The organism is Vibrio sp. 10N.261.46.E11 (genome assembly GCF_041472735.1).
Taxonomy (GTDB): Bacteria; Pseudomonadota; Gammaproteobacteria; order Enterobacterales; family Vibrionaceae; genus Vibrio.
Genome location: NZ_JBFRQW010000028.1, coordinates 22,827 through 48,310 on the forward strand (window position 1 = coordinate 22,827; position 25,484 = coordinate 48,310).

The following is a 25,484-nucleotide window of genomic DNA, read 5'->3' on the forward strand; positions in this document are numbered from 1 at the left end:
TCACTTTTGCCCTACCTAACCTTACCCGAAAGTGAGCCAATGCCATGAAGTTGTAAGAAGCTTTTGTCCAAAGTAAGTTTGACTACCGGCCGCACCATATAAAATTTAAACAACAACAACAACAACAACAACAACAACAAAAACAACAACAAAAACAAAAAAAAAGCGCAGACCTATTGGCCTGCGCTTTTGTTTTTCGTCAGGGTTAATCTTAGTTCAGATTAACCCTGTGTTTTATTAATTAACCTATGTTCTTACGTGCGTTTTGGAACATACGCATCCAAGCACCATTCTCGCCCCAACCTTCTGGAGACCAAGAGTTAGCAACCGTACGGAATACACGCTCTGGGTGAGGCATCATGATAGTCACACGGCCATCAGTCGTTGTTAAACCAGTGATAGCGTTTGGCGAACCGTTCGGGTTGTTCGGGTATTGCTGCGTTTGGTTACCGTTGTTATCAACGTAACGTAGAGCAACCGTACCTGAATTTTCAATCGCGTTTAGGTGGTCGTTATCACGTACTTCTACGCGGCCTTCACCGTGAGAAACAGCGATTGGCATACGAGAACCTTCCATGCCGTTGAAGAATACAGAATCAGACTTCTGAACTTCAACTAGGCTGAAACGAGCTTCAAAACGTTCTGATTCGTTACGAACGAAACGTGGCCAGTACTCTGCACCAGGGATGAGTTCACGTAGGTTCGACAGCATCTGACAACCGTTACACACACCTAGAGAGAAGGTATCTTCACGCTTGAAGAAGTTTTCAAACTGGTCACGAGTAGAGTCGTTAAACAGAACTGACTTAGCCCAACCTTCACCAGCGCCTAATACGTCACCGTAAGAGAAGCCACCACATGCCACAAGGCCGTTGTACTCTTCTAGAACCGCTTGACCCGTTAGGATGTCGCTCATGTGGATATCAGTCGCTTCGAAGCCTGCGCGGTCAAATGCTGCTGCCATTTCAACGTGAGAGTTAACACCCTGCTCACGCAGAATCGCCATCTTAGGCTTAGCGCCCGTGTTGATGTAAGGAGCAGCAATATCTTCATTAACATCGAAGCTTAGTTTCACGTTCAGACCTGGGTCTGAGTTGTCTTTCTTTGCTTCGTGTTCTTGGTCAGCACATACTGGGTTATCACGTAGACCTTGCATCTTGTGCGTCGTCTCAGCCCAGATAGTACGTAGTTCAGTACGGTTACGCTGGATTACAACGTCTGCGCCAGACTTAATCACTAGCTCATCAGATGCTTCCCCTTCACCAACAACGCTACCAATTACGTGTGAACATGCTTCTAGGCCGTTTGCCGCAAGAGTAGAAAGTACTGCGTCTAGGTCATCGTTACGAACTTGGATTACCGCACCTAGCTCTTCGTTGAATAGTGCTGCTAGTGTATCTTCGCTATTCTCTGATGCAGATAAAAGCGCTGCAATATCAGCGTTAACACCACAGTGACCTGCGAACGCCATTTCTGCTAGCGTTACGAATAGACCGCCATCGCCTTTATCGTGGTAAGCAACAACTTGGTCATTAGCAACCAGTGCTTGAACGCCTTCATAGAAGCCTTTTAGTTGTGATGCGTTGTCTACGTCAGCTGGCTTATCACCAAGCTGCTTGTAAACTTGTGCCAGTGCCGTTGCACCTAGACGGTTTTTGCCGTTACCTAGGTCGATAAGTACTAGGCTTGTATGACCTTTGTCAGTGCGAAGCTGAGGCGTAATCGTCTTACGAACATCTTCAACACGAGCAAACGCAGTAATAACAAGAGATAGCGGAGACGTGACTTCTTTCTGCTCGCCGTTCTCTTCCCACTTCGTCTTCATCGACATTGAGTCTTTACCCACAGGGATAGTTAGACCCAGTGCTGGACATAGTTCTTCACCGACTGCTTTCACCGCTTCGTAAAGACCTGCATCTTCACCTGGGTGACCCGCTGGAGACATCCAGTTCGCTGACAGTTTAATGTGTTTGATATCGCCGATGTTAGTCGCTGCGATGTTAGTGATCGCTTCACCAACCGCTAGACGAGCCGATGCGCCAAAGTCTAGTAGTGCCACTGGCGTACGCTCACCAAGAGACATCGCCTCACCGTGGTAAGAGTCGTAACTTGCTGCAGTGACAGCACAGTTAGCAACAGGAACCTGCCAAGGGCCAACCATTTGGTCTCGAGCCACAAGGCCTGTTACCGAGCGGTCACCAATAGTGATAAGGAATGTTTTCTCAGCGACTGTCGGTAGGCGAAGAACACGGTCAACCGCTTCGTTTAGTTCAATACCAGAACGGTCAATCGCTGGGTTATTTGCTTTTAGCGTCTTCGCATCACGGTGCATCTTAGGTGTTTTACCTAATAGGATGTCCATAGGCATATCGATTGGCGTGTTGTCGAAGTGTGAATCTTCTAATTTCAGATCGCGCTCTTCAGTTGCTTTACCAACTACTGCGTATGGTGCACGCTCACGCTTACAAATCGCGTCGAATGTTGCCATGTCTTTATCAGCAACCGCCATTACGTAGCGCTCTTGAGATTCGTTACACCAGATCTCAAGTGGGCTCATACCCGGCTCATCGTTTGGTACGTCACGTAGGTTGAAGATACCGCCACGCTCGCCGTCGTCGACTAGCTCAGGAAGTGCATTCGAGATACCGCCCGCGCCCACATCGTGGATGAATGCGATTGGATTCGCATCACCTAGCTGCCAACAACGGTCGATAACTTCCTGACAACGACGCTCCATCTCTGGGTTTTCACGTTGTACAGAAGCAAAATCTAAGTCTTCAGAAGAAGAACCCGAATCCATTGAAGATGCAGCACCGCCACCAAGGCCGATGTTCATTGCTGGACCGCCAAGAACGATTAGGCTTGCACCTACTGGGATCTCTTTCTTCTGAACATGATCATCACGAATGTTACCTAGACCACCAGCCAGCATGATTGGCTTGTGGTAACCACGTACTTCTTCACCTGCGTGAGAGTTTACTTTCTCTTCGTAAGTACGGAAGTAACCTAGTAGGTTTGGACGACCAAATTCGTTGTTGAATGCTGCGCCACCAAGAGGGCCTTCAAGCATGATATCCAAAGCAGTAACGATACGGCTCGGCTTACCAAAGTCAGTTTCCCAAGGTTGAACGAAGTTCGGGATCTTAAGGTTAGATACAGAGAAAGCAACCAGACCCGCTTTTGGCTTACCACCAATACCAGTTGCGCCTTCATCACGGATTTCACCGCCTGAACCTGTTGATGCGCCCGGCCATGGAGAGATTGCCGTTGGGTGGTTGTGCGTTTCAACTTTCATCAAGATGTGTGTTTTCTCTTGGTGGTAGTTGTACTGACGAGTTTCTGGATCTGGGAAGAAGCGACCTACTTCAGAGCCAGTCATTACCGCCGCATTATCTTTGTAAGCAGACAGAACGTTGTCAGGAGTCACTTCAAACGTATTCTTAATCATCTTGAACAATGATTTTTCTTGCTTAACGCCGTCGATAGTCCAATCAGCGTTGAAGATTTTGTGACGACAGTGCTCTGAGTTCGCTTGTGCAAACATCATTAGCTCGATGTCAGTCGGGTTACGACCTAGCTTTTCAGTGAAGCTTTCAAGAAGGTAATCAATCTCATCTTCTGCAAGTGCAAGACCTAGGGTAACGTTTGCTTCTTCAAGCGCTTTACGTCCGCCAGTTAATAGGTCAACTTCCGCATAAGGAGCAGGCTCAGCGACTTTGAATAGTGCCGCTGCCGATTCGAAGTCAGTGAAAACCACTTCCATCATACGATCGTGTAGAATCGCTTTCAGCTCAACAAGTTGAAGCTCAGAAAGTTCAGAAGAAGTTTCAATGTAGAAAGCTGTACCGCGCTCTAGACGTGACACTTTAGCCAGCCCGCAGTTGTGTGCGATATCAGTTGATTTTGAAGACCAAGGCGAGATAGTGCCTGGACGTGGCGTGGCAAGCAGCAATAAACCTTCAGGTTCATGCTCTTCACCATTCTCTTTACAAGAAAGCGTTGGACCGTAAGTCAGTAGCTTTTCTAGCTTCTCAACTTCAGACTCGTCTAGGTCTGCCGTTAGATCAGCAAAGTGGGCAAACTCAGCGTAAATACCTGTTACAGGTAAGCTTAATTCACGACAAAGCTCTAAAAGCTTGTTAACACGAAACTCAGATAGAGCTGGGGAGCCACGCAAAATTCTCATGTGCTTAGGTCTCTTATGCAGTTGATTAAGGTAGTATTGGAATAAATTCAGTGGGTTATAGGAACAACCTAACTGTTTTCTTCGAAGCTATTCCCGAAGGTTGCCAAACCTATGCCGATTCCACCTCTTCAATGCGAGCGCATTATAAAGCATTTCTTTTTGTGACGTAACACCAAAAGCAACCGTTTGCGTGATTTTTTTTATCTTCATGCGCAAATGGTACTTTTGCTGCATTTATCAGCACTTTTTCAACTGTTTAAATAAACCTGCTTTGCCAGCCTTGCGGGGTTTGGTATAAAGGGGCTTCCACTTTTCGAGATTTCATTTTGATGCCTAAATTTACGCTCATCTTTTCGTCTAAGTTCCTTCTACTCGCCATTGCCCTAGTTGGGTTGGCTGGATGCCAGATTGAGTCAGAACCTAAAAGTGTCCTTGAGCAGATACGAGAGCGAGGCGTTCTTCGCGTCGGCACCCTAAATAACCAACTCTCTTATTACATTGGTCCCGACGGCCCTGCTGGTTTGGATTACGAGTTAGCTCGTGAATTTGCGCAGGAGCTTGGTGTACAGCTTGAGATTAAACCCGCTTACCGCTTATCCGGCCTATTCCCTGCCCTGCAGAAAGGCGAAATCGATCTTATCGCAACTGGGTTGACGCAAAATAGTAACCTGACACGCGCTTATCGCGCTGCGCCAGCTTATTATTATGTAAGCCAACAAGTCGTGTACAAAAAAGGACAGTGGCGCCCAAGAAACCTTCAACAACTGATCAAATTTGAGAATGAACGTCAGGCTGAGTTTGAAAAAGCACAAACTGAATCAGAAGAGGCGTCATCAAGCGAGACACTGACCCCCTCTTTAGTTGTAGTAAAAGACTCACACTTCGAGCCAACATTAAAACAGCTACAAAACACACATGACGACTTTATCTACGATGCGGTCGGTAATGCGGACATCAACGACCTACTAAAAGAAGTATCGACAGGAGAGCGACTGTTTACCGTTGCAGATTCAATTGAGCTTTCATTGGCGCAACGTTTGTATCCAGAGATCGCTCTCGCTTTTGAGCTAACAGAAGACCAACCTATCTCTTGGTACTTACAGAAATCTGAAGATGAAAGCCTGTATGCATTACTGATTGAGTTCTTTGGTAACCTAAAACAGTCTGGTGAACTGGCTTCACTGGAAGAAAAATACATCGGCCATATCGGCACCTTTGACTATGTTGATACTCGTGCCTTTATCCGCGCATTAGATAGCAAGCTGCCAAAATGGTCGCCACTGTTTCAGAAATATTCGCAAGAGTTCGATTGGCGCTTGATTGCTGCTTTAGCATACCAAGAGTCACACTGGAATCCTGTCGCACGCTCTCCAACCGGTGTTCGAGGCATGATGATGTTGACGCTGCCTACTGCGAAGAGCGTTGGTGTAACCAATCGTCTCGATCCGAAACAGTCGGTACAAGGCGGTGTTGAATACCTGCGTCGTATCGTGAATCGAGTACCAGATTCAATCACCCAACACGAGAAGATCTGGTTTGCGCTTGCCTCATATAACGTAGGTTACGGGCACATGATGGATGCTCGTCGCTTAACCAAAGCACAAGGCGGTGATCCTGATGCTTGGGGTGATGTGAAAGACAGGCTTCCTCTGCTAAGACAGAAGAAGTACTACAGCAAAACTCGTTACGGGTATGCGCGTGGTGATGAAGCAAGGAATTACGTTGAGAACATTCGCCGTTATTATCAGAGCATTATTGGCCATGTAAATAAGCGTAATAAAGCGGAAGAAGCGAGCCTTGAAGGTTTGGTAGTTATCCCACCTCTAGAGGTTTCAGATGCTGAATCAACAATCAGTGAGGCTGAATCCGCGGTGAACGACGCTGAGTCTTCCAAATAAAAGAAAAAGAGCAATGCCATTTAGCATTGCTCTTTTTTATTGCATCACGATAAATGACCAAAACAAACAAAACGCCTGCTATATCCAGTGTGTCATATTGCAGTAACAACAGAACTTTATAACGTCACACCATAAGCGACATCATGCTCGGTTGCATTTAGCTCTTAGCCATCACGATAGTGGTTCAGAAAGCTAACGCTAAGTTCGTGGCAGAGCTTATAAAAAATAACCACTACAATTAAAACTGAAGTCATAATTACAAAGCTAGACGACAAATAGGAAATCGTTGAAATGATGAGGAACAAACTGAAATCGAAACGCCTTGATAAGACCGTTGCTGCCAACCGTCGTAAGCGTATGCTTTCAAATAATAAGAAGAAGATCATTTGGCGCAACCGTGCTTTCATGCAGATGATTGCTGAGTAAAAGTAATGACCAAGTAAGTTTGCTTGGCACTCTTATGATTGAGAGTGCCGAAAGCTTGCTGCTATTTTTTGTTACAGACCTTATTCTTGTTACTTGCCTTATCGGATTCTAAACGCTGCTCTTCTTGCAAACGCTCAAGCTTTCGCTTCTCTTTTATCTCTTTTCTACGACGTTTAAAAAACGCCTGTAGTTGTTCACGGCACTCTTCCTCTAACAAACCATGCTCAACATCGGCATAGTGGTACGAGGCTTGGCTTTCAAACAAGTTCAACACAGTGCCCGCCGCACCTGCTTTTAGATCCGGCGCACCAAAAACAATGCGTTTTACTCGGCTATGTAACAAGGCTCCTGCACACATAGGGCACGGCTCTAACGTGACGTATAAGGTGGTATCGAGTAGACGGTAATTTTCCAGAGCTTGCCCTGCTTTACGCAAGGTTTCGATTTCTGCATGTGCGGTTGCATCGTGGCAGCCAATCGAGCGGTTCCATCCTTCAGATATAACCTCCCCATCTTTCACTAGTACAGCACCAACGGGAACCTCTCCCTCTTTTTCTGCTTGCTTAGCTACCTCGATGGCGCGTCGCATGAAGATTTCATCTTGAGGGCTGAATTGATGGTCTGACAAAGGGAGCTCCAGAAAAACAAACGATAGAAACAAAAAAGGTATGCGGTGAAGCATACCTAATCTTGGTGGCTATGAACAACAAAGAGATAATGAACAATAGCCACCATCTAAATGATTAGCTATCTATTTAGCTTGCCGCTTCAACGACATCATTAACGGTTTGCGTCGCTTTAACACTCACAATGCGATTGTTCTCAACAGAGATAATTTCGAACTGCCACTGCTGATATTGAACAACTTCACCTGCGTCAGGTAAGCGCCCTATTAACCAAGTCACAAGGCCATTCAATGTTTGGAAGCTCTCGCTTTCTCCCTCAAAATCCGACAGCTCTAGCGCGACTAGCACAGCAATGTTTTCAGCTTGAGATTAGCAAAACGTTTTGGCACTAACTCACCTACAACAATCGCGAAGTAAGTAATACCCACAACAACTACCGCGGTAGACAGGATATTCGCTTGTGTTGGTTCGAGTCCCCACAGTTCAAGTTGAACGGCCAATGGAGCAGACAGCGTCGCCTCACCCACAATACCGCTGAGCAGGCCGATTACAGTGATACCGATTTGAATGGTTGATAGGAAGCGGGTTGGGTTCTCTTTGAGCTCAAGTGCAACCTGAGCGGAACGGTGTTTTTCGGCTAAGCGTTTCAACCGACTATTCTTTGCTGCTACCAATGCAATCTCTGACATGGCAAACAGACCATTTAAAACAATTAACCCTACTAAAAGCAGAATCTTCATGTGGTTTGGATTTCCTAAATTTACCGGCCAACAATTAGCCGTAATCCGGAGTATAAGCTGAGTGTCTTTATTTTTAATATAAAAAGCTTTTGATATGAAGTGTTTTTATATAAAAAGTCTGGAGTATGAAAAAACAGACAAAAATAGCGAAAAAAAACCCGCACATTTCGGTGCGGGCTTCGATGATTTTATCTTACTGACTTTAGCTTTAGTACTTGGCTTACATTGTGTAAGTATAAGGTGCTTGGATACCTAGCGGGATACCTAGAGCCCAGTAACCTAGCAAGAAGATAGACCAACCGATTAGCATAGCAATCGAGAATGGCATCATTAGAGAAGCTAGAGTACCGATACCTGTCGACTTAACGTAGCGTTGACAGTAAACAACAACCAGTGGGAAGAACACCATTAGTGGAGAGATGATGTTAGACACTGAGTCACCTACACGGTAAGCCGCTTGAGATAGCTCAGGAGAGATACCCACAACCATTAGCATTGGAACTAGGATAGGACCGATAAGAGCCCACTTAGCTGAAGCCGAACCTACAAGAAGGTTAACTGAAGCCGTTAGTAGAATCATACCAACAACCGTTGCTTCACCAGGAAGATCCATTGCTTTCAAGCCTTCAGCACCGTAAAGCGCCAGCATAGTACCGATGTTTGATTGAGCAAATGCTGATAGGAACTGAGCACAGAAGAACGACATTACAATGTATGCGCCCATCGTTGCCATCGTCTCAGACATTGCTTTGATAACATCATTACTATTCTTGAATGTACCCGCTACACGGCCGTAAACGATACCCGGAATAATAAACAGGATGAAGATCAGAGGAACGATAGACTTCATTACTGGTGCTGAGAACGCCGTTAGCTCGCCTTCAGGTGAACGAAGTGCTGAGTTTTCAGGCATTAGAGCCGCGATAAGCAGACCAATACCGGCAACCATTGCCCAACCAGCGAATTTGAATGCTTTAGATTCAATGGCTGTGAACGTACCTAAATCAGGTGCTTGCTCTGCATCTTCATCAACAGGAGTGTTAGCAAGACGAGGCTCGATGATTTTCTCTGTAACGTACCAACCAATTGCCACAATTAGAATTGAAGACAAACCAGTAAAGAAGATGTTCGCTAGAGGGTTGATCACGTATGCAGGGTCAAGAACGTTTGCCGCTGTTTGAGTGAACCCTGCTAGTAGCGGGTCAATACCTGAAGGAATGAAGTTCGCTGAGAAACCACCTGATACACCAGCAAACGCTGCTGCAATACCCGCTAGAGGATGACGACCCGCCGCGTGGAAGATGATACCGCCAAGAGGGATTACTAGAACGTAACCTGCATCTGCTGCTGTGTGAGACACGATAGCAACAAGGATTAGCATTGGCGTTAGTAGCTTAGCTGGCGTGAAGTTAAGCATCTTCTTAAGGCCAGTCGTAATGAAGCCTGAAGAATCTGCAACGCCAACACCTAGCATAGCAACAAGTACGATGCCTAGCGGCGCGAAGCCTGTGAACGTGGTAACCATATTCGCTAGGAAGCTAGCAAGCGCTTCACCAGTAAGTAGGTTGTTAACTTCTAGAGCAGCACCCGTTTGAGGGTTGATTAGGTCGAATGAAAGGTTCGACAAAAGTGCAGATGCTACCCATACAATAACTAGAGCCCAGAAGAACAAAATTGCTGGATCTGGAATTTTGTTGCCGGCGCGTTCAATGAAGTTTAGAAAGCGATCCATACCACTGATTTTCTCAGTCGATGGTGCTTTTTTTACGGCTTGGTTACTCATGGTAACTCCATATGTGATGTTGTTTGTTTAGGCCTAATATAAGTTTTGACCATGGCCTATTGGTACAGCACATATTCTATTAAAGTCGCTGTTAAAAAGCACAAGGTTCCACATCATTTTCCATAAATGGAGACATATTTTGCAAAAATGCCGTACAACAGCAACAATATAAAAACAAAAAAACATCATTCCATATGCAGAGTTTTAACTGGCACGTAAACAATGTCCGAGGAGTGACAAACCATCAGAAGGGAGAAGCGTAGGGCTTGGCATGCAGTAAACGTTTGCTTAATAGATCAATCAAACTCACTGTATTTGGAGAGCATAGTTTCGAGGTAAATGCTTTGTGCACGGTTCATACGGTCTTGCCAAGCAACAGTCACCGTAATGTTTTTCAGAGCATGAGACAAGGAACCACTGGCATTTGTCACTTCACAGGTCATCGTATACCCAGAGCCCGACAAACCCGATAAAGGATCCGAACTTGTCGCATTGCGACAGTAGTCCGCTTGATTGAGATCCGTAAAAAGGATTAATCCTACAGCTCCCCCCATATCCGATACACGAGTTCGATAATACTCCATCTGCCTTTCAGCAAAATGAAGCGCCTCTACACTGTGCAGCGCGTAATCCGATTTTTGTTCTGCATAGACCTGTAGTTTAACCAGCCCTAGCGAAGCGATACCGATCAATAGGAAAGAGATCAGAACCTCTATCAAGCTAAAACCTGAATTTTTATAAGTCATTCCATGATCCCTTTTTCCATTCGGCTTTCAAAGGAACACTATGGGGGTTGTATTCGCCTGTGTAATCTAAGTTAATCGAACCTTGAATTGTCGATAGTCCGCCAACTGAATCAAAGAACATCCCTCCCTTGGGGAAAAAAGAAGCAAATCCAATATAAACCGAATTGCTCTGCACTAAGCCGGCGATAGGTATCGTATTTGGAACTTTGGCCCATAAGCCGCTCAATAGGTCGGTATCTACATCAGGGGAGGCTGGTTCGTCGTATATACTCATATCATTTAGGTGATAAAAGGAACCATCAAACACACTTGCATTACCGTTCGCAACGATGCCATCTTGAATCACTAACGAACGCGGAGTAATAACACCGGGGATAGGTTCTACCACATTAATGGGCGGGTGATAGACCACGCAATCACCGATCACCCATACCTTATCTTTGCCACTAGCAAAGGCATTATTAATCGCTTGGCTACACTTATTGCCTTGATACTTTCCATTGACTAAATCAGTGTGCTTGGGGGGAGATGTAGTCCTGTCAATGAGGTCAATCACATGATAATCACGCTTAATCTGGTCAATATTTTCTGACGTTTTAGATACCCCAAAGTAATTTGAGAAAGTATCGATGGCTGGGTCAAATTTGAAATCTGATTGAAAAGCATTTGAAGGCAATGACCCCACTGAATCAATAGTTGCATTGCGGTTAATATCGGTTGTCGGTTGGCAAGACTCAAAGGTAGGAAAAGGAGGGAGACCGCCCGTGGGTGTGATTGTCTTCAAACGCCCGCCGCCTTGGTTTTTATAGATCACGCTATCTAAGAACCGAACAGACACACATTCGTTAATACCACCGACCGCGGTAAGACTAATATCTGGGGTAATATCGATATTGTGATCAGAAATAAACTCCAAACTCGAATTGGTTTGCATCGCCCCTAGCCCCGACGAATTGTTAAAATTTATCTCTTTGTTCAGAGATAAATAGTGAGCACTCGACACCAATATATTCGGTGTTAGGTTATCTGATTTCAATGTAAGGACTTTCGACAGCTGACAGTGATTCATTAAATCATTGGGAATAGCCGTGAGATCATTTTCAGCTATATAGGTAAAACCACACTCCAACCCAGCCTCGGCGTTCCAATGAGCTTTGCGGACTTGAACTTCATTCTGCGCGACCTTAATTTGATGAAAAACACTGCGATAGGTGCCCAACGTAACAATTAAAGCACTCAACACTAAAACAGATGTGATTAACAACGTAGCCACTCCAGCTTGCTGCTTTACCGAGGTCATTGCCAATTCCTTTGCTTAACGGTTATAGCGACGCCTTTAGAGATCCCTGCACTCGGAATTGACGCAACAATATTCAAATCAGTGAGCGTAGTGCTCACCCCATTTTTGCTCAACACTTGTGAGGATATTGATAAATCGTCAACGGAGATAATGCTATCGTCGAAAAGTGAGTAGCATGAGGTAACTTGATCATGAGCTAAAATGTTCCCTGGAGTAAGAACGCCCTTTTCACAAACTTTCAATCGAGTCCCCTCCTTTTTATACACGATATTCCTGTAGTTTTTTCCGTCAGTTGATCCCTCTTTGAAATAGACGAACCCCACCTCAACACCACCGCTAACATGAATCGTGTTAACGGCACCTAACAGCTTCAGGGATTCACCATTTGAACCATCGTAGCCTGCTCGTTGAATATCTTCTTTCATTACCTGCATCGTGCTCGTAAGGTTTTGCAGCAGCAATAGCTCAATGCCTTTATCTCTAGCTATTCTGTGCCCCGTCATAAATACGCTGCCGATAATAGCAATCGCAAATACACCAATAACGGAGGTGACCATCAGTTCAATGAGAGATGCACCCTTTTGCTTTCGCAAGCTTCTGCTGCAGGCCTTAGCAAGCATAGTAACCATACTGAGCGCCTGATTCGCCGCACACTTTAATTCGCCCCGGAGGGCTAGATAGTTTAATCAAAAGCCGGTCGGTTGAAGCTCTTTTAGGAGCCAAGTAAATCGAACCTCTGGCAGGCCTCCCTCTTACACTTTCAAAGCTGATTTTTGAGCCTGTATAGTTATGAGAAAACGATAAATCTCGAAACGGTTCTCCCGACAACATCAGCAATGTATCACCAGATAGATCTTCCGTAGGCTTCAACCATACTGTCCACTCCCCCGTAGATTGCTCTTCATTTTTAGCCGTCGAGAAATGTACCCAGAGTTTTTGATTTCTTTTCACAGACTCAGACTTTGCCTGTACTAAGAAACCATTCAACTCTCCAGCAAGGCGCTGTATCTTGACTGTTTGGGTGACTGAACTAAAACTCGGGGCAGCCGTCGCTACCAATATCGACAGTATCGACACCGTTATTAACAGCTCTAATAAAGTAAACCCGCGAGTCATTTCCCAAATTCCTATGTAATCAGGTGCGTAATCATATTTAATCTTGCACCGATGCTACCACCCGAGAAAAATGGACAGGGTTATGAAAGGAAACTACTCGTGAAGATTCGAATAAAAAGATGTAACAACAACAATTTAAGTATGAAAGGAATGACACTGATCGAATTATTGATCGCTGTTGCCATTGTAGGGGTACTCAGTGCAATAGCTTATCCAAGCTACACAAGCCATGTTTTAAAATCGCATCGAATGACAGCGATAGCAGATATGGCAAAAATTCAACTTGAACTTGAGAGTGCTTACGCCGGAAATTATGCCACGGCTGCTGGAAACATAGTTTCAGGAGGAACGTGCGCGTTTTGCGATACCGATACAAGCAGGTACACACTAACAATTTCGGCTAGCAGTACCTCATACTCCATTCAAGCAGAGCCACATGGACCACAGACAAATGATGGCTGTTTAGACTCACCGACTGATATTCTGGAGCTACATCACTCAGGAGTTTCTGTGCCTCAAGCGTGTTGGAAGTAATACCAATCACAGTAAGTAAGTGATCAGAAATAGCGCAGGAGAAAGGCTTGAGAACAAGGCGTGATTTTCTGATAAGTAGTTATTCTACAATCAAAAATCACAACGCAGTTATCGAGTGTTTTAACTAGCTAGGCTGACCAGTTATTTACTACGATTGGTATAATGTAGAAATCAGAAGCCGCGTAAAATCTGAAGCCAAAGGTTTAACATCACTTTGAAAACACTATCTTCAGACACAAAAAACCTGCTACATGAGCAGGTTTTTATTTTTTATTAGTAACTTAAGCTATCAAATAACTGTACTGATTACTTAGTTAGATCATCGAAGAAGTTTTTCACGCCGCTGAAGAAACCTTCAGATTTTGGCTTGTGCTTGCTTGCCGCTTCACCACAACATGTTTCTTCGAATTCACGCAGAAGTTCTTTCTGACGAGAGCTTAGCTTAACCGGTGTTTCAACCACTAGCTTAACGATTAGGTCACCTACACCGCCGCCACGAACGCCTTTCACACCTTTGCCACGCATACGGAACATACGGCCCGTTTGTGTCTCTTCTGGCACTTTAAGGTTTACACGGCCATCCAGTGTTGGAACTTCAACTTCACCGCCTAGAGCAGCCATAGAGAAACTTACTGGCACTTCACAGTAAAGGTTGTTGCCGTCACGCTCAAAGATGTTGTGCTCTTTTACGTGTACTTGTACGTACAAGTCGCCAGCTGGAGCACCGTGCTCCCCTGCTTCACCTTCGCCAGATAGACGAATACGGTCACCAGTATCAACACCTGCAGGGATTTTAACGTTAAGTGTTTTCGTCTTCTGCTTACGGCCTTGACCGTGGCATGAGTTACATGGGTCTTTAATGATCTTGCCTTTACCATTACAAGTAGGACAAGTCTGTTGAACCGCAAAGAAACCTTGACGCATTTGTACTTGGCCATGGCCATGACAAGTGCCACACGTTTGTGCCGAAGAACCTTTCTTCGCACCACTACCATCACAAATATCACATTCAACCAGTGTTGGTACTTCAATCTCTTTAGATACACCACGAACCGCTTCTTCTAGAGAAAGCTCCATGTTGTAACGTAAATCAGAACCACGCTGTGCACGCGCTTGACCGCCACCACGACGACCACCGCCGAAGATGTCACCAAATACGTCACCGAAGATATCGCCGAAGTCACCTTGACCACCGCCGAAACCACCGCCGCCGCCCATACCACCTTGTTCAAAGGCTGCATGACCGTATTGATCGTACGCTGCTTTCTTTTGAGGATCGGTTAGGATCTCGTACGCTACTTTTACTTCTTTAAACTTTTCGGGAGCGTCAGCGTCACCTTGGTTACGGTCCGGGTGGAATTTCATCGCTAAGCGTTTGTACGCTTTCTTAATATCGCGCTCTGATGCATCGCGGCTTACGCCTAATACTTCGTAAAAATCACGTTTTGACATGTTCTAGGTCACCAAAATAATTGCTACTACCGAATGATCACTTCAGTAGTCTGTGTATCAATCTAGATAAAAGTTCTGCCGGCTGAAACGCCGAATAAAGCTATTATCTAGATCGACAAGTCTAAATACAAATTTACGGGCGTGAGAGTTACCTCTGACGCCCGTATTAATAAGTCTTCGAGACAAATTTCTAAGCAGATAGCTTGAGTTCTAGGAAGAAGCGCGGAGCCTACGCTAGTAGGTGAGCACTTCAGACAACGAAATCAGGCTACTCTGCGACGAAATTATTTTTTGTCGTCTTTAACTTCTTCAAACTCCGCGTCTACCACATCGTCGTCTTGCTTAGGTTGCTCACCCGCTTCAGCTCCAGCTTGCTGTGCTTGAGCTTGTTGTTGAGCGATTTCCATTAGCTTTTGAGCTGCTTGCATAAGTTCTTGAACTTTAGCGTCGATAGCTTCTTTGTCGTTACCAGACTTAACTTCTTCTAGTGCCGTGATAGCAGCTTCGATCTTCTCTTTCTCGTCTGCAGGTAGAGCTTCACCAGCTTCTTCTACTTGCTTCTTAGTGCCGTGAATCATTTGGTCAGCTTGGTTACGTGCAGTTACTAGCTCTTCGAACTTTTTGTCCGCTTCTTTGTTAGCTTCTGCTTCTTGTACCATTGCTTCGATCTCTTCCTCAGACAGGCCGCCTGATGCTTGGATAGTGATCTTCTGCTCTTTACCAGTCGCTTTATCTTTAGCAGATACGTTCAGGATACCATCAGCATCTAGGTCGAATGTTACTTCGATTTGTGGCATGCCACGTGGTGCTGGTTGGATACCTTCTAGGTTGAACTGACCAAGAGACTTGTTGTAAGTCGCTTGCTTACGCTCACCTTGAAGAACGTGGATAGTTACTGCGTTTTGGTTGTCTTCAGCTGTAGAGAACACTTGATCCGCTTTAGTAGGGATAGTTGTGTTTTTCTCGATAAGCTTAGTCATCACGCCGCCCATCGTTTCGATACCGAAAGATAGAGGAGTAACGTCTAGTAGTAGAACGTCTTTAACGTCACCAGCTAGTACACCACCTTGAACAGCAGCACCCATTGCAACAGCTTCGTCAGGGTTCACGTCTTTACGTGGCTCTTTACCGAAGAATTCAGTTACTTTAGCTTGAACCATAGGCATACGAGTCTGACCACCCACTAGGATAACGTCAGTGATTTCGCCTACAGATAGGTCTGCGTCAGCTAGAGCTACTTTTAGTGGCTCAAGAGAACGTTGAACTAGGTCTTCAACTAGAGACTCAAGCTTCGCACGAGTCACTTTGATGTTCATGTGCTTAGGACCAGTCGCATCAGCAGTAACGTAAGGTAGGTTTACGTCAGTTTGAGTAGTAGAAGAAAGCTCGATTTTCGCTTTTTCTGCTGCTTCTTTAACACGCTGCATTGCTAGTGGATCAGCTTTAAGGTCGATACCTTGCTCTTTCTTGAACTCATCTACTAGGTAGTTGATCATGCGGTTATCGAAATCTTCACCACCAAGGTGAGTATCACCGTTAGTTGAAAGAACTTCGAAAGTCTTCTCGCCTTCTACTTCATCGATTTCGATGATAGAGATATCGAATGTACCACCACCAAGGTCGTATACAGCGATAGTGCGATCACCACCTTGCTTGTCTAGGCCGTAAGCCAGAGCAGCAGCAGTAGGTTCATTGATGATACGTTTAACATCTAGACCAGCGATACGGCCAGCATCTTTCGTTGCTTGACGTTGAGCATCGTTGAAGTAGGCAGGAACAGTTACAACTGCGCCAGTTACTTCTTCGCCTAGGAAGTCTTCAGCTGTTTTCTTCATCTTTTTAAGAACTTCAGCAGATACTTGAGGAGCAGCCATTTTTTGGCCTTGCGCTTCAACCCATGCATCACCGTTGTCAGCCTTAATGATGTTGAAAGGCATGATTTCGATATCGCGTTGAACTTCTTCATCTTCAAAACGACGACCGATTAGACGCTTGATAGCGAATAGTGTGTTTTGAGGGTTAGTAACAGCTTGACGTTTCGCAGGTTGACCAACTAGCGTTTCGCCTTCTGTGTATGCGATTACTGATGCAGTTGTGCGTTCGCCTTCAGCATTTTCAATTACGCGTGGTTTGTCGCCGTCAAGAACAGCAACACAAGAGTTAGTAGTACCTAAATCAATACCAATGATTTTACCCATCAGGCCATCTCCGAATATATATTATTTAGTTTTTGCTATACCCACATATGTGGGGGTGGGAATCAGGGATTCAACCCTAATACACAAAATTAAAGTGCAAATGTAATTTGCTTTCGTATGCACCATAGATAAGGGCTCAAGAAGCCTTTTCAAGGGTGAAAATGGATTTTTTTATATTTATTTTAATAAAAGGAATGATTAGGTGCGAATACATATCATTACCTTACATGAGCCTCATAATTGGGGTTATCAATATTCGATGATCCACCGTTATGCACAATCTTGTTTCTGTTTTTTTATGAAGGCTAGCTAGGAAAATCCCCCTCGAATAGCCATCAACGCTCAGTTAAAGCAAGATGAAAAAATCTCCTTCCCAATAAAAAACGGAGCCGCTTGGGCTCCGTTTATCAATTCAGGCTTTCAACTTAGATTTTATCTATAGAGGAAAGAATCTCTGATTATGCTTCTGCTTTTTTCAGCTCAGCTTCTTCGTTTGATTCAACGCCGATTTCGCCTTCAGACTTCGCAACGATAGTGTTAACCGCAGTATCACCCACTACGTTAGAAGAAGTACAGAACATATCGTTGATACGGTCAACAGCAGCAATGATTGCAAGACCTTCTGGTGGTAAACCTAGTTGGTGCAATAAAACACCGACCATTACAACACCACCACCAGGAACACCACCAGCACCGATAGACAGTAGCAAGATAGTTAGACCAAGAGTAAAGATGTCAGCCGTGTTGATTGGTTGACCGAATGCGTTTGCTACGAACATTGTCGCTAGTGCGATGTAGATAGAGACACCTGACATGTTCATTGTCGCACCCAGTGGAACACCGAAACCAGCCACAGATCTTGATACACCAAGCTTTTCAGTTAGAGTGCGCATTGTTACTGGGATAGTCGCGTTCGAACTTGCCGTCGATAGTGAGAAAAGGATTTGCTCACGGGTTGCGCGTAGGAATTGCTTAGGCGTAATACCTGTCGCAATACCAACCATCATTGGGTAGAAGAAGAAAATCCAGAACACTAGCATTGCAACAACAAGCGCTACGTAGCCCGCTACAGACATCAGTGTCTCAGCGTTCAGTGTCGCACCTAATTGAATCATCAGAGCGAATACACCAAATGGCGCCAAGCTCATTACTAGGCCGATAAGCTTCATCATGATTTCGTTAGCCATCTTGAACGTTTTGATCGCTGGACCGCCACGTGAATCAAGAGCCTGAATAGCAAGACCAGTCAAAATTGCCATGAAGATAATCTGTAGCATATCGCCACTTGCAAATGCTTCTACAGGGTTGCTAGGAACGATGTTCACAACAAGAGAGAAGATATCTGGAGTTTCAGTTGTTGTTAGTTGAACTGTCTCAGAAATCGTTCCGGCTAAATCTGCGCCAGCACCCGGTTGGAAAATAAGGCCAACAGTTAGGGCTGCAGAAATCGCGATGATGGTGTTGATAATGTAAAGAGCAAAAGTTTTACCACCTAGGCGACCGAAAGAACGAATGTCTTTCAATTCAACAATTCCGCAAACGATAGATACGTATACCAGTGGAACAACCAATAGTTTGATCAAAGAGACAAACATACCACCGACACCTTCTGCTAGACCTAGCAGGTAAGTATCAAATACTGCAATACCGTTGAATAGGTACTGAATAGCAGTACCAATAAGTAGGCCGGCAAACAAGCCTACAAAAATCTTACTTGAGAGCGATTTATCCATCGTTCTTCTCCAGTTTGTTGTGTTTGAAATTTGTACTTTTATAGTTATATATGCGAGTCAAATCGCTATATCGCAGTGGATTTTACATACAAAGATAACAATTAAAAGCATTTATTTACAAAAAAATTACAAGTGTGACATCAAAACATTTCTTCATTAACAACCAGTTTCATAATATAAAACTCTAAATAATTGTTCTGGGTAATATAAAAGGAACAACATTCTTAATGCGGTTTTGATGACTATTTACGTGGGGTCTCAAGTTATAGGCACAAAAAAAGAGAGGCATATGCCTCTCTTTTCATTTTTCGTAAACCAGTGATTTATTTTGTCGCCGCGACTTGCTCAGTCAATGCGCGACTCAATCACTTGGCTAAGTAACACGTCATTACTTAGCAACCATAACCATCGCAGGACGAACCACACGACCGTTTAACTCGTAACCTTTTTGCATTACGAACATAACCGTGTTTGATTCGTGATCTGGACTTTCTTGGATAGACATCGCTTGGTGGAATTCAGGGTTGAACACTTCACCTTCAGGGTTGATCTCTTTAAGACCAAACTTAGCAACTGTGTCTACGAACGTTTTGTGCGTTAGCTCAACACCTTCAAACAGTGGCTTAACCACTTCGTTTTCAGCATCTGCCGCTTGCATTGCACGCTCTAGGTTGTCGATGACAGGAAGTAGACCTTCAGCAAACTTGTTCAAAGCGAATTTACGCGCCTTATCAATTTCTTGCTCGCTACGGCGACGCATGTTTTCAACTTCAGCTTTTGCGCGAAGAACAGAATCTTGCTGCTCTTTCACTTTAGATTCGCTAGAAAGTAGTGCAGCTTCTAGTTGAGCGATTTTTGCTTCTTGCTCATCAACAGACTCTTCATTTAATTCAGCTTCTTCAACTTTCTCAGCTTCAGCAATGATTTGATCTAGCTCTTCTTCCGTTACTTTGTTTTCTTCGTTGCTCATGATCTCTCCAGAATTCGTTTTCAATGCAAGTGACAGGTGTGTTTGCACCCCAAATTGATATAAAACACTCGCATAGACGTTCAACTTGCCTTTATTATGGGGATGAAGAATTTTGATTCAAGCCTAATTCGTTTGGAAACGTTATGAAAAAGCCATTTGAAGTCATCGCCATTATTGGTAAACCTCGAGATCAGCAAGCAATTCAGACTCATAGAGAGCTCTATCAGTGGTTAAGTACTGAGGGTTATCAAGTGTTTGTGGATGACAGACTCGCTACAATTTTAGACGATATCCCACAAGAACATTTTTCTAGCCTAATTGAATTAGGTAAACGCGCCGATCTCGCCATTGTGGTGGGTGGCGACGGAAATATGCTCGGTGCCGCTAGAATCTTGTCACGTTTCGATATTTCAGTGATTGGCGTAAACCGAGGTAATCTCGGTTTCCTTACCGATCTGAATCCTGAAAACTTCCAGAGCGCGCTTACTGATGTACTCAAGGGTGAATTCATGGAAGAAGAGCGCTTCTTACTTGAAACTGAAATTCATCGTCATGGCCAAATAAAAAGCCACAACGCCGCACTCAACGAAGCGGTACTTCACCCAGGTCAAGTTGCACATATGATCGAGTTCGAAGTGTATATCGATGACAGCTTCGCCTTCTCACAGCGTTCTGATGGCTTGATCGTCTCAACACCGACAGGTTCAACCGCCTATTCGCTTTCTGGTGGTGGCCCTATCCTGTCATCAAGCTTAAATGCAATTTCATTAGTACCGATGTTCCCGCACACCCTTTCAAGCCGCCCACTTGTGGTGGATGGAAAGCGTCGTATCAAGCTGATTGTATCGCCTGATAACCGCGGAACTCAGGAAGTCAGTTGCGATGGTCAAATCTCGCTACCGGTTTCCCCTGGCGATGAGATCCACATTTACCAAAGCCCGAATGTGCTCAAGCTTATCCACCCTAAAGACTACAACTACTACCATGTTCTGCGTAACAAACTAGGCTGGTCGAGTAAGTTGTTCTAGACAAACAACTCTAGTAATAACCGAATTATGAAAGGCTGACGACATTCGTCAGCCTTTTTTGTTACCAGTAAAAAGCCCGTCGGCTCTCGCTTCTTGTCAATTTGCTTATACCGTCACTCTCGATAGGGAAGAACGACCGAGTTGGGAATCTATAGCGGTTTCAGTTATCTACGGACGCGCTCAATTCTGAGATCGGTCACAAAAAATTTTCACCTGCTGACTTTACTGTATAAAGAAACAGTATATACTGAGCTTATATACAGTGTTGTTCAGTTATACAGGTAAATAAAAATGCTGGCTCATCTAAGTGTTAATAATTTCGCTATTGTTAAGTCTTTACAGCTAGAACTCTCTAAAGGCATGACAACAATCACCGGAGAAACTGGTGCAGGTAAATCTATCGCTATCGACGCTTTAGGCTTGTGTCTTGGAGGAAGATCTGATGCAGGAATGGTTCGACAAGGTGAAGAAAAAACCGAAGTCAGTGCCGCTTTTTTACTTGAGAACAATCTGCATGCTACCCGCTGGTTAGAAGACAATGAACTGCTTGATGGCGGTGAATGCATCCTACGCAGAACCATCTCTAAAGAAGGTCGTTCTCGCGCATTCATCAACGGCAGTCCCGTGCCTCTTTCACAATTAAAATCGCTAGGGCAACTATTGATCAACATTCATGGTCAACACGCGCACCATCAGTTGATGAAAAGCGATTACCAAATGGCCATGCTTGATCAATACGCAGGTCACTTGAACCTATTGAAATCGACACGTAATGCTTACCAAGCCTGGCGACAAGCCGATAACCACTTAAAAGAGTTACGTGAAAATAGCCAGCAAAACCAAGCTCAAAAACAACTTCTTGAATACCAAATCAAAGAGTTAAATGAGCTGTCTATTGGGGAGGAAGAATATGAAGACCTCGAACAAGAGCATAAGCGCCTCTCCAATAGCGGAGAACTGGCCACAACCTGCCAACAAGCTATCGAGCTTATTTATGAAGGCGAAGAAGTTAATGCGCTTGGTATTCTGCAATCGGCCAATAACTCCTTAATTCAGTTAGCGGAGCTCGATGAAAGATTGGCTGAGTTACCAAACTTGCTTTCTGAAGCCATTATTCAGATTGAAGAAACCAACAACGAGTTAAGAACATACCTAGACAGCATTGATGTTGATCCCGGTCGTATGGCTTACGTTGAAGAACGCTTCTCAAAAGTGATGTCAATGTCTCGTAAACACCACGTGTTGCCAGAAGAGCTTTATAAGCACCATCAAGACTTATTACAACAAGTTGAAGCGCTGGATTGCTCTGATGAAAAGTTGGAAGAATTAGCCAACGAGGTAGAAAACCAATACCAATCGTTTGTGGCTAAATCAGAGAAACTTCATAAATCTCGAACTCGTTACGCAAAAGAACTCAACAAGCTGATCACGCAAAGCATGCACGAACTGAGCATGGAAAAAGCGCAATTTGCCATTGAAGTGAACAACACCAACACACACCCTTCTCCATTGGGTATGGATAACGTGACCTTCATTGTTTCGACCAACCCAGGCCAACCAATGCAGCCCATTGCTAAAGTGGCCTCTGGTGGTGAGTTATCACGAATCTCATTAGCGATTCAGGTGATCACCGCACAAAAAGTGGATACACCAAGCCTGATTTTCGATGAAGTCGATGTGGGTATCAGTGGGCCAACCGCTGCGGTTGTCGGAAAAATGCTTCGAAAACTGGGCGAATCTACGCAAGTGATGTGTGTGACGCATTTACCTCAAGTTGCCGGTTGCGGTCACCAACAGCTGTTTGTAGCGAAGAACACGAAATCAGGTAAAACAGAGACCCAGATGCATACCTTGGATCAACAACAACGCGTCTCTGAGCTTGCTCGACTGCTTGGTGGCAGCCAAATTACCGAATCGACGCTTGCCAACGCAAAAGAGCTATTAATCGCAGCTTAGGTTACATATTCAGCAACTTTCTGATATTTTACCGAAAATTCTTGGCAATTTTGCAACTTAATTCAAAATTGCCAGTCATAACAAGCTCAAAGCGCAAGGAGCTTTTTACTTCTTGCTGGAGCTTGTTTATTATCAGGCAGTATTTTAGCGAAGAAAGATCTCAAACTATGCGAATTAAAAAGTGGTTAGTTGCAGTTCCACTTGCACTAACAATGTTGACCGGTTGCTCTCTACTAGAGAAGTTGGTTTATCGAATTGACATCAATCAGGGTAACTATGTTGAACAAGAAGCTGTCGACCAGCTCAAGTTTGGCATGACAAAAACACAAGTTCGTTACGTTATGGGCTCACCTATGCTTATCGAAAATGGCTACCCAGATACGTGGTACTACATTTACCACCATCAGAAAGGTCACAACGACCCTATTCAGAAAAACCTTGTCGTAAACTTTGATGCTACGGGCACTCTAGTCACGATCAATGGTGATTTTGAAGCCAGTGATGAGTTCTTCGAAAGCCTTCGCTAGCTTTCCAGTCAACAAAACTCTCAGCCGATAAAGCTATCAGTCGACAAAGCTATCAGTCGACAAAGTATGAATCGCAAAAGCCTGCTAACACGAGCAGGCTTTTTAATATTCGCTAACAAATTAGCTGCGTGTCTAACCAACGGCACAAAAAAGCTCGCCAACATTGCGAGCTCTCTTCTTAGTAGAATTTTTTTAGCACTACGATTTAGCTGCGGCTGCTTTCGCTTGCTCAGCACGCTTACGGCGGATCTCTTTTGGATCAGCTAACAATGCTCGGTAGATTTCGATACGATCTTTATCGCGAACCGTCGCATCTAGCTTAACATTGCGGCTAAATACGCCAACCTTGTTTTTTGCTAAGTCGATCTCTGGATACAATTCCAAAACACCAGACTGCGCAATGATCTCTTCAACGGTCGCGTGCTTGTTCACTACCAAGGTAAACACACGCTGTTCATGCGGAAGTGCAAACACAACCTCTACGTGGATCATATCCGATTCAATAGTCATGGCTTAGTAGACCTGTTTCGCGCGCTGAGTAAAAGCACTGACCATATTACTCGTCAGCTCATTGAAAACCTTACCAAATGCCATTTCAATCATTCGGCTAGAGAACTCAAACTCTAGCTTAAGTTCAACCTTACAAGCTTGCTCATCAAGCGGAGTAAAGTACCAACCACCCTGCAGCTTCTTGAACGGGCCGTCCACCAGCTCCATCAAGATCTCAGCGCCATCCGCTAAGCGGTTCGATGTGGTAAATGTTTTGCTGATACCCGCTTTAGAGACATCAACTGAAGCTACCATAGTTGAATCTGAAGATTCGATCACACGTGAACCAGAACACCCTGGCAAAAACTCGTGATAACGAGCAACATCATTGACCAAGCTGAACATCTGGTCGGCACTAAACGACACTAATGCTGAACGAGTAACCTTTGGCATATAGACTCCTGTTAAAGACAGCGTTACATTAACACAAACTGCAATTTTAATTGTATTGGGCCAGAGCGCAAATAAAAAGGATTCCCCAACTAGGGCGCAATCCGTATAATGAGGCCATTATGGCAAAGAATAAATCAAAATCAAAAGCCGGTAGTAATACCATTGCGCTTAACAAGAAAGCTCGCCACGAATATTTCATCGATGATGAGATAGAAGCGGGGCTTGAGCTACAAGGCTGGGAAGTAAAATCCCTACGTGAAGGCAAAACCAATATCGCAGAAAGCTACGTCTACATCCGAGACGGCGAAGCATTCATCAGTGGTATGACGATCACTCCGCTAACTCAAGCGAGTACTCATATCGTGGCGAACCCAACACGTATTCGTAAACTCCTTATGTCGAGAAAAGAACTCGATAACCTTATCGGTCGTATTAACCGTGAAGGCATGACACTTGTCGCAACCGCACTTTACTGGTCTCGCTCTTGGGCGAAGATTAAAGTTGGCGTAGCGAAAGGTAAAAAGCTGCACGATAAACGTACTGATATGAAAGAAAAAGATTGGGCGAGAGATAAAGCACGAATTATGAAGAGTAATTTGCGTTAATTTTAAGCACTTAAACGCACAGTGCTAGACAGGGTAAGCTTTTCTGGTACTATGCAAATAACACTTGGGGCTGATTTAGGATTCGACAGGAATTTTGAAGTCTGAGGTGCATGCCGTGGGGCGGTTGGCCACGTTAAAAGCCGCAAAAAAATAGTCGCAAACGACGAAAACTACGCACTAGCAGCTTAATAACCTGCTCAGAGCTCTCTTACCCTAGCTTCCGCTCGTAAGACGGGGACCAATAAGAGATCAAACCCAAACTAGCTAGCGTGGCTTCTCCCACCTGAGAGGAAAAGCGCGAATTATAATTCAGGTTAGCCTTTAACTAGCGTGTCGGTTCGCAGGTTGCTGGTGAAATTAAAGATCGACTAAGCATGTAGTACCAATGATGAATGATTTTTGGACGCGGGTTCAACTCCCGCCAGCTCCACCAAACGTTTGGAAAGGGCGGTAACTCACTGAGTTATCGCCCTTTTTGTATTTATAATCATTAATTATGCTATTATACCAATTCCGTTAATTAGCTTATCAGTCTTAGCCAATCTCTAAAGCGGAGTGAGATGACTCTGCTTTTACCGTCAACAAAATGAGAAACGGATAAATAACGCATTCTAAGTCGAGCATTGGATGTGGAATTAATCAGACTCGGAAAATCATGCTTCATAAGGACTCCTTTTAAGAAATCACATTAGATCACAAAATTAACGGAATTGGTATT

General features: G+C 44.4%; 20 protein-coding genes, 1 other RNA gene and 1 pseudogene. 8 read left to right on the forward strand and 14 right to left on the reverse strand.

Annotated features, from left to right (window positions below; all coding sequences use genetic code 11):
* Nucleotides 1-241: 241 nt before the first annotated feature.
* Complete coding sequence (gene purL / locus AB4407_RS09765; protein WP_372120417.1) at nucleotides 242-4,186, reverse strand: phosphoribosylformylglycinamidine synthase; 3,945 nt, start codon at nucleotides 4,184-4,186, stop codon at nucleotides 242-244.
* A gap of 329 nt (nucleotides 4,187-4,515) precedes the next feature.
* Between purL and mltF the strand changes: the two genes are divergently transcribed.
* Both mltF and AB4407_RS09775 read left to right on the forward strand, forming a co-directional pair.
* The gene (gene mltF, locus AB4407_RS09770; protein WP_372120418.1) at nucleotides 4,516-6,084 is read left to right on the forward strand and encodes a membrane-bound lytic murein transglycosylase MltF; all 1,569 of its coding nucleotides are present in this window, start codon (nucleotides 4,516-4,518) and stop codon (nucleotides 6,082-6,084) included.
* A 291-nt stretch (nucleotides 6,085-6,375) separates the two neighbouring features.
* The gene (locus AB4407_RS09775; RefSeq protein WP_372120419.1) at nucleotides 6,376-6,510 is read left to right on the forward strand and encodes a hypothetical protein; all 135 of its coding nucleotides are present in this window, start codon (nucleotides 6,376-6,378) and stop codon (nucleotides 6,508-6,510) included.
* A 61-nt stretch (nucleotides 6,511-6,571) separates the two neighbouring features.
* On the opposite strand, the gene tadA is transcribed toward AB4407_RS09775, so the two are convergent.
* The 7 genes and pseudogenes from tadA to AB4407_RS09810 all read right to left on the reverse strand — a co-directional run bounded on the left by tadA (nucleotide 6,572) and on the right by AB4407_RS09810 (nucleotide 12,821).
* Nucleotides 6,572-7,192: a tRNA adenosine(34) deaminase TadA gene (gene tadA / locus AB4407_RS09780; RefSeq protein WP_372120420.1), complete on the reverse strand. Its 621-nt coding sequence runs from the start codon at nucleotides 7,190-7,192 to the stop codon at nucleotides 6,572-6,574.
* 73 nt (nucleotides 7,193-7,265) lie between these two features.
* Nucleotides 7,266-7,876: pseudogene (locus AB4407_RS09785) on the reverse strand (CNNM domain-containing protein).
* Nucleotides 7,877-8,096: 220 nt separating this feature from the next.
* Entirely contained in the window at nucleotides 8,097-9,659 is a 1,563-nt protein-coding gene (locus AB4407_RS09790) for an AbgT family transporter (protein WP_012603342.1), read from the reverse strand.
* A 296-nt stretch (nucleotides 9,660-9,955) separates the two neighbouring features.
* Nucleotides 9,956-10,405: a prepilin-type N-terminal cleavage/methylation domain-containing protein gene (locus tag AB4407_RS09795; RefSeq protein ID WP_372120421.1), complete on the reverse strand. Its 450-nt coding sequence runs from the start codon at nucleotides 10,403-10,405 to the stop codon at nucleotides 9,956-9,958.
* Nucleotides 10,395-11,705 carry a hypothetical protein gene (locus AB4407_RS09800; RefSeq protein ID WP_372120422.1) on the reverse strand — a complete coding sequence of 437 codons (1,311 nt, stop codon included), beginning with the start codon at nucleotides 11,703-11,705 and terminating at the stop codon, nucleotides 10,395-10,397. The genes AB4407_RS09795 and AB4407_RS09800 overlap by 11 nt, the downstream gene beginning before the upstream one ends.
* Nucleotides 11,702-12,334, reverse strand: coding sequence for a PilW family protein (locus AB4407_RS09805; protein WP_372120423.1), 633 nt, complete (start codon nucleotides 12,332-12,334; stop codon nucleotides 11,702-11,704). The genes AB4407_RS09800 and AB4407_RS09805 overlap by 4 nt, the downstream gene beginning before the upstream one ends.
* Nucleotides 12,315-12,821 carry a GspH/FimT family pseudopilin gene (locus AB4407_RS09810; RefSeq protein WP_372120424.1) on the reverse strand — a complete coding sequence of 169 codons (507 nt, stop codon included), beginning with the start codon at nucleotides 12,819-12,821 and terminating at the stop codon, nucleotides 12,315-12,317. Before AB4407_RS09810 ends, AB4407_RS09805 begins: the two co-directional genes overlap by 20 nt.
* 51 nt (nucleotides 12,822-12,872) lie before the next feature.
* Between AB4407_RS09810 and AB4407_RS09815 the strand changes: the two genes are divergently transcribed.
* Nucleotides 12,873-13,355 (forward strand): type IV pilin protein, encoded by a 483-nt coding sequence (locus tag AB4407_RS09815; protein WP_372120425.1) that lies wholly within the window; start codon nucleotides 12,873-12,875, stop codon nucleotides 13,353-13,355.
* Nucleotides 13,356-13,661: 306 nt separating this feature from the next.
* Here AB4407_RS09815 and dnaJ read toward each other — a convergent pair whose 3' ends face one another.
* From dnaJ to grpE, 4 genes are all read right to left on the reverse strand, one after another.
* Nucleotides 13,662-14,807: a molecular chaperone DnaJ gene (gene dnaJ / locus AB4407_RS09820; RefSeq protein ID WP_372120426.1), complete on the reverse strand. Its 1,146-nt coding sequence runs from the start codon at nucleotides 14,805-14,807 to the stop codon at nucleotides 13,662-13,664.
* Between the two features lie 284 nt (nucleotides 14,808-15,091).
* The gene (gene dnaK / locus AB4407_RS09825; RefSeq protein ID WP_372120427.1) at nucleotides 15,092-17,005 is read right to left on the reverse strand and encodes a molecular chaperone DnaK; all 1,914 of its coding nucleotides are present in this window, start codon (nucleotides 17,003-17,005) and stop codon (nucleotides 15,092-15,094) included.
* 458 nt (nucleotides 17,006-17,463) lie between these two features.
* On the reverse strand, nucleotides 17,464-18,738 hold the full coding sequence (locus AB4407_RS09830) for a dicarboxylate/amino acid:cation symporter (RefSeq protein WP_372120428.1): 1,275 nt from the start codon (nucleotides 18,736-18,738) through the stop codon (nucleotides 17,464-17,466).
* 388 nt (nucleotides 18,739-19,126) lie between these two features.
* Nucleotides 19,127-19,708, reverse strand: a complete 582-nt coding sequence (grpE, locus tag AB4407_RS09835) for a nucleotide exchange factor GrpE (protein ID WP_009848329.1) — start codon at nucleotides 19,706-19,708, stop codon at nucleotides 19,127-19,129.
* A 143-nt stretch (nucleotides 19,709-19,851) separates the two neighbouring features.
* Between grpE and nadK the strand changes: the two genes are divergently transcribed.
* The 3 genes from nadK (at nucleotide 19,852) to bamE (ending at nucleotide 23,219) form a co-directional block, all read left to right on the forward strand.
* The gene (gene nadK, locus AB4407_RS09840) at nucleotides 19,852-20,736 is read left to right on the forward strand and encodes an NAD(+) kinase (RefSeq protein ID WP_009848328.1); all 885 of its coding nucleotides are present in this window, start codon (nucleotides 19,852-19,854) and stop codon (nucleotides 20,734-20,736) included.
* A 291-nt stretch (nucleotides 20,737-21,027) separates the two neighbouring features.
* Nucleotides 21,028-22,692: a DNA repair protein RecN gene (gene recN / locus AB4407_RS09845; protein WP_372120429.1), complete on the forward strand. Its 1,665-nt coding sequence runs from the start codon at nucleotides 21,028-21,030 to the stop codon at nucleotides 22,690-22,692.
* A 167-nt stretch (nucleotides 22,693-22,859) separates the two neighbouring features.
* Nucleotides 22,860-23,219: an outer membrane protein assembly factor BamE gene (bamE, locus tag AB4407_RS09850; protein ID WP_009848326.1), complete on the forward strand. Its 360-nt coding sequence runs from the start codon at nucleotides 22,860-22,862 to the stop codon at nucleotides 23,217-23,219.
* Between the two features lie 198 nt (nucleotides 23,220-23,417).
* Here the strand turns inward: bamE and AB4407_RS09855 are convergent, their stop codons facing one another.
* Both AB4407_RS09855 and AB4407_RS09860 read right to left on the reverse strand, forming a co-directional pair.
* Nucleotides 23,418-23,729: an RnfH family protein gene (locus tag AB4407_RS09855; protein ID WP_009848325.1), complete on the reverse strand. Its 312-nt coding sequence runs from the start codon at nucleotides 23,727-23,729 to the stop codon at nucleotides 23,418-23,420.
* Between the two features lie 3 nt (nucleotides 23,730-23,732).
* Nucleotides 23,733-24,161, reverse strand: a complete 429-nt coding sequence (locus AB4407_RS09860) for an SRPBCC family protein (protein WP_004735157.1) — start codon at nucleotides 24,159-24,161, stop codon at nucleotides 23,733-23,735.
* A gap of 119 nt (nucleotides 24,162-24,280) precedes the next feature.
* Between AB4407_RS09860 and smpB the strand changes: the two genes are divergently transcribed.
* Together smpB and ssrA are read left to right on the forward strand one after the other, a co-directional pair.
* A complete protein-coding gene (gene smpB, locus AB4407_RS09865; protein ID WP_004735156.1) occupies nucleotides 24,281-24,766 on the forward strand; it encodes an SsrA-binding protein SmpB in 486 nt (161 codons plus the stop codon).
* Between the two features lie 66 nt (nucleotides 24,767-24,832).
* Nucleotides 24,833-25,199, forward strand: a transfer-messenger RNA (tmRNA) gene (ssrA, locus tag AB4407_RS09870).
* Nucleotides 25,200-25,484 lie beyond the last annotated feature (285 nt).

Coding starts and splice junctions, on each gene's coding strand:
- grpE (WP_009848329.1), bottom strand. CDS start 19,708: ATGAGCAACGAAGAAAACAAAGTAACGGAAGAAGAGCTAGATCAAATC.
- smpB (WP_004735156.1), top strand. CDS start 24,281: ATGGCAAAGAATAAATCAAAATCAAAAGCCGGTAGTAATACCATTGCG.
- AB4407_RS09775 (WP_372120419.1), top strand. CDS start 6,376: ATGATGAGGAACAAACTGAAATCGAAACGCCTTGATAAGACCGTTGCT.
- AB4407_RS09810 (WP_372120424.1), bottom strand. CDS start 12,821: ATGACTCGCGGGTTTACTTTATTAGAGCTGTTAATAACGGTGTCGATA.
- AB4407_RS09860 (WP_004735157.1), bottom strand. CDS start 24,161: ATGCCAAAGGTTACTCGTTCAGCATTAGTGTCGTTTAGTGCCGACCAG.
- AB4407_RS09790 (WP_012603342.1), bottom strand. CDS start 9,659: ATGAGTAACCAAGCCGTAAAAAAAGCACCATCGACTGAGAAAATCAGT.
- AB4407_RS09795 (WP_372120421.1), bottom strand. CDS start 10,405: ATGACTTATAAAAATTCAGGTTTTAGCTTGATAGAGGTTCTGATCTCT.
- tadA (WP_372120420.1), bottom strand. CDS start 7,192: ATGCTTCACCGCATACCTTTTTTGTTTCTATCGTTTGTTTTTCTGGAG.
- mltF (WP_372120418.1), top strand. CDS start 4,516: ATGCCTAAATTTACGCTCATCTTTTCGTCTAAGTTCCTTCTACTCGCC.
- AB4407_RS09855 (WP_009848325.1), bottom strand. CDS start 23,729: ATGACTATTGAATCGGATATGATCCACGTAGAGGTTGTGTTTGCACTT.
- AB4407_RS09800 (WP_372120422.1), bottom strand. CDS start 11,705: ATGACCTCGGTAAAGCAGCAAGCTGGAGTGGCTACGTTGTTAATCACA.
- purL (WP_372120417.1), bottom strand. CDS start 4,186: ATGAGAATTTTGCGTGGCTCCCCAGCTCTATCTGAGTTTCGTGTTAAC.
- bamE (WP_009848326.1), top strand. CDS start 22,860: ATGCGAATTAAAAAGTGGTTAGTTGCAGTTCCACTTGCACTAACAATG.
- recN (WP_372120429.1), top strand. CDS start 21,028: ATGCTGGCTCATCTAAGTGTTAATAATTTCGCTATTGTTAAGTCTTTA.
- dnaJ (WP_372120426.1), bottom strand. CDS start 14,807: ATGTCAAAACGTGATTTTTACGAAGTATTAGGCGTAAGCCGCGATGCA.
- AB4407_RS09805 (WP_372120423.1), bottom strand. CDS start 12,334: ATGGTTACTATGCTTGCTAAGGCCTGCAGCAGAAGCTTGCGAAAGCAA.
- dnaK (WP_372120427.1), bottom strand. CDS start 17,005: ATGGGTAAAATCATTGGTATTGATTTAGGTACTACTAACTCTTGTGTT.
- AB4407_RS09830 (WP_372120428.1), bottom strand. CDS start 18,738: ATGGATAAATCGCTCTCAAGTAAGATTTTTGTAGGCTTGTTTGCCGGC.
- nadK (WP_009848328.1), top strand. CDS start 19,852: ATGAAAAAGCCATTTGAAGTCATCGCCATTATTGGTAAACCTCGAGAT.
- AB4407_RS09815 (WP_372120425.1), top strand. CDS start 12,873: ATGCTACCACCCGAGAAAAATGGACAGGGTTATGAAAGGAAACTACTC.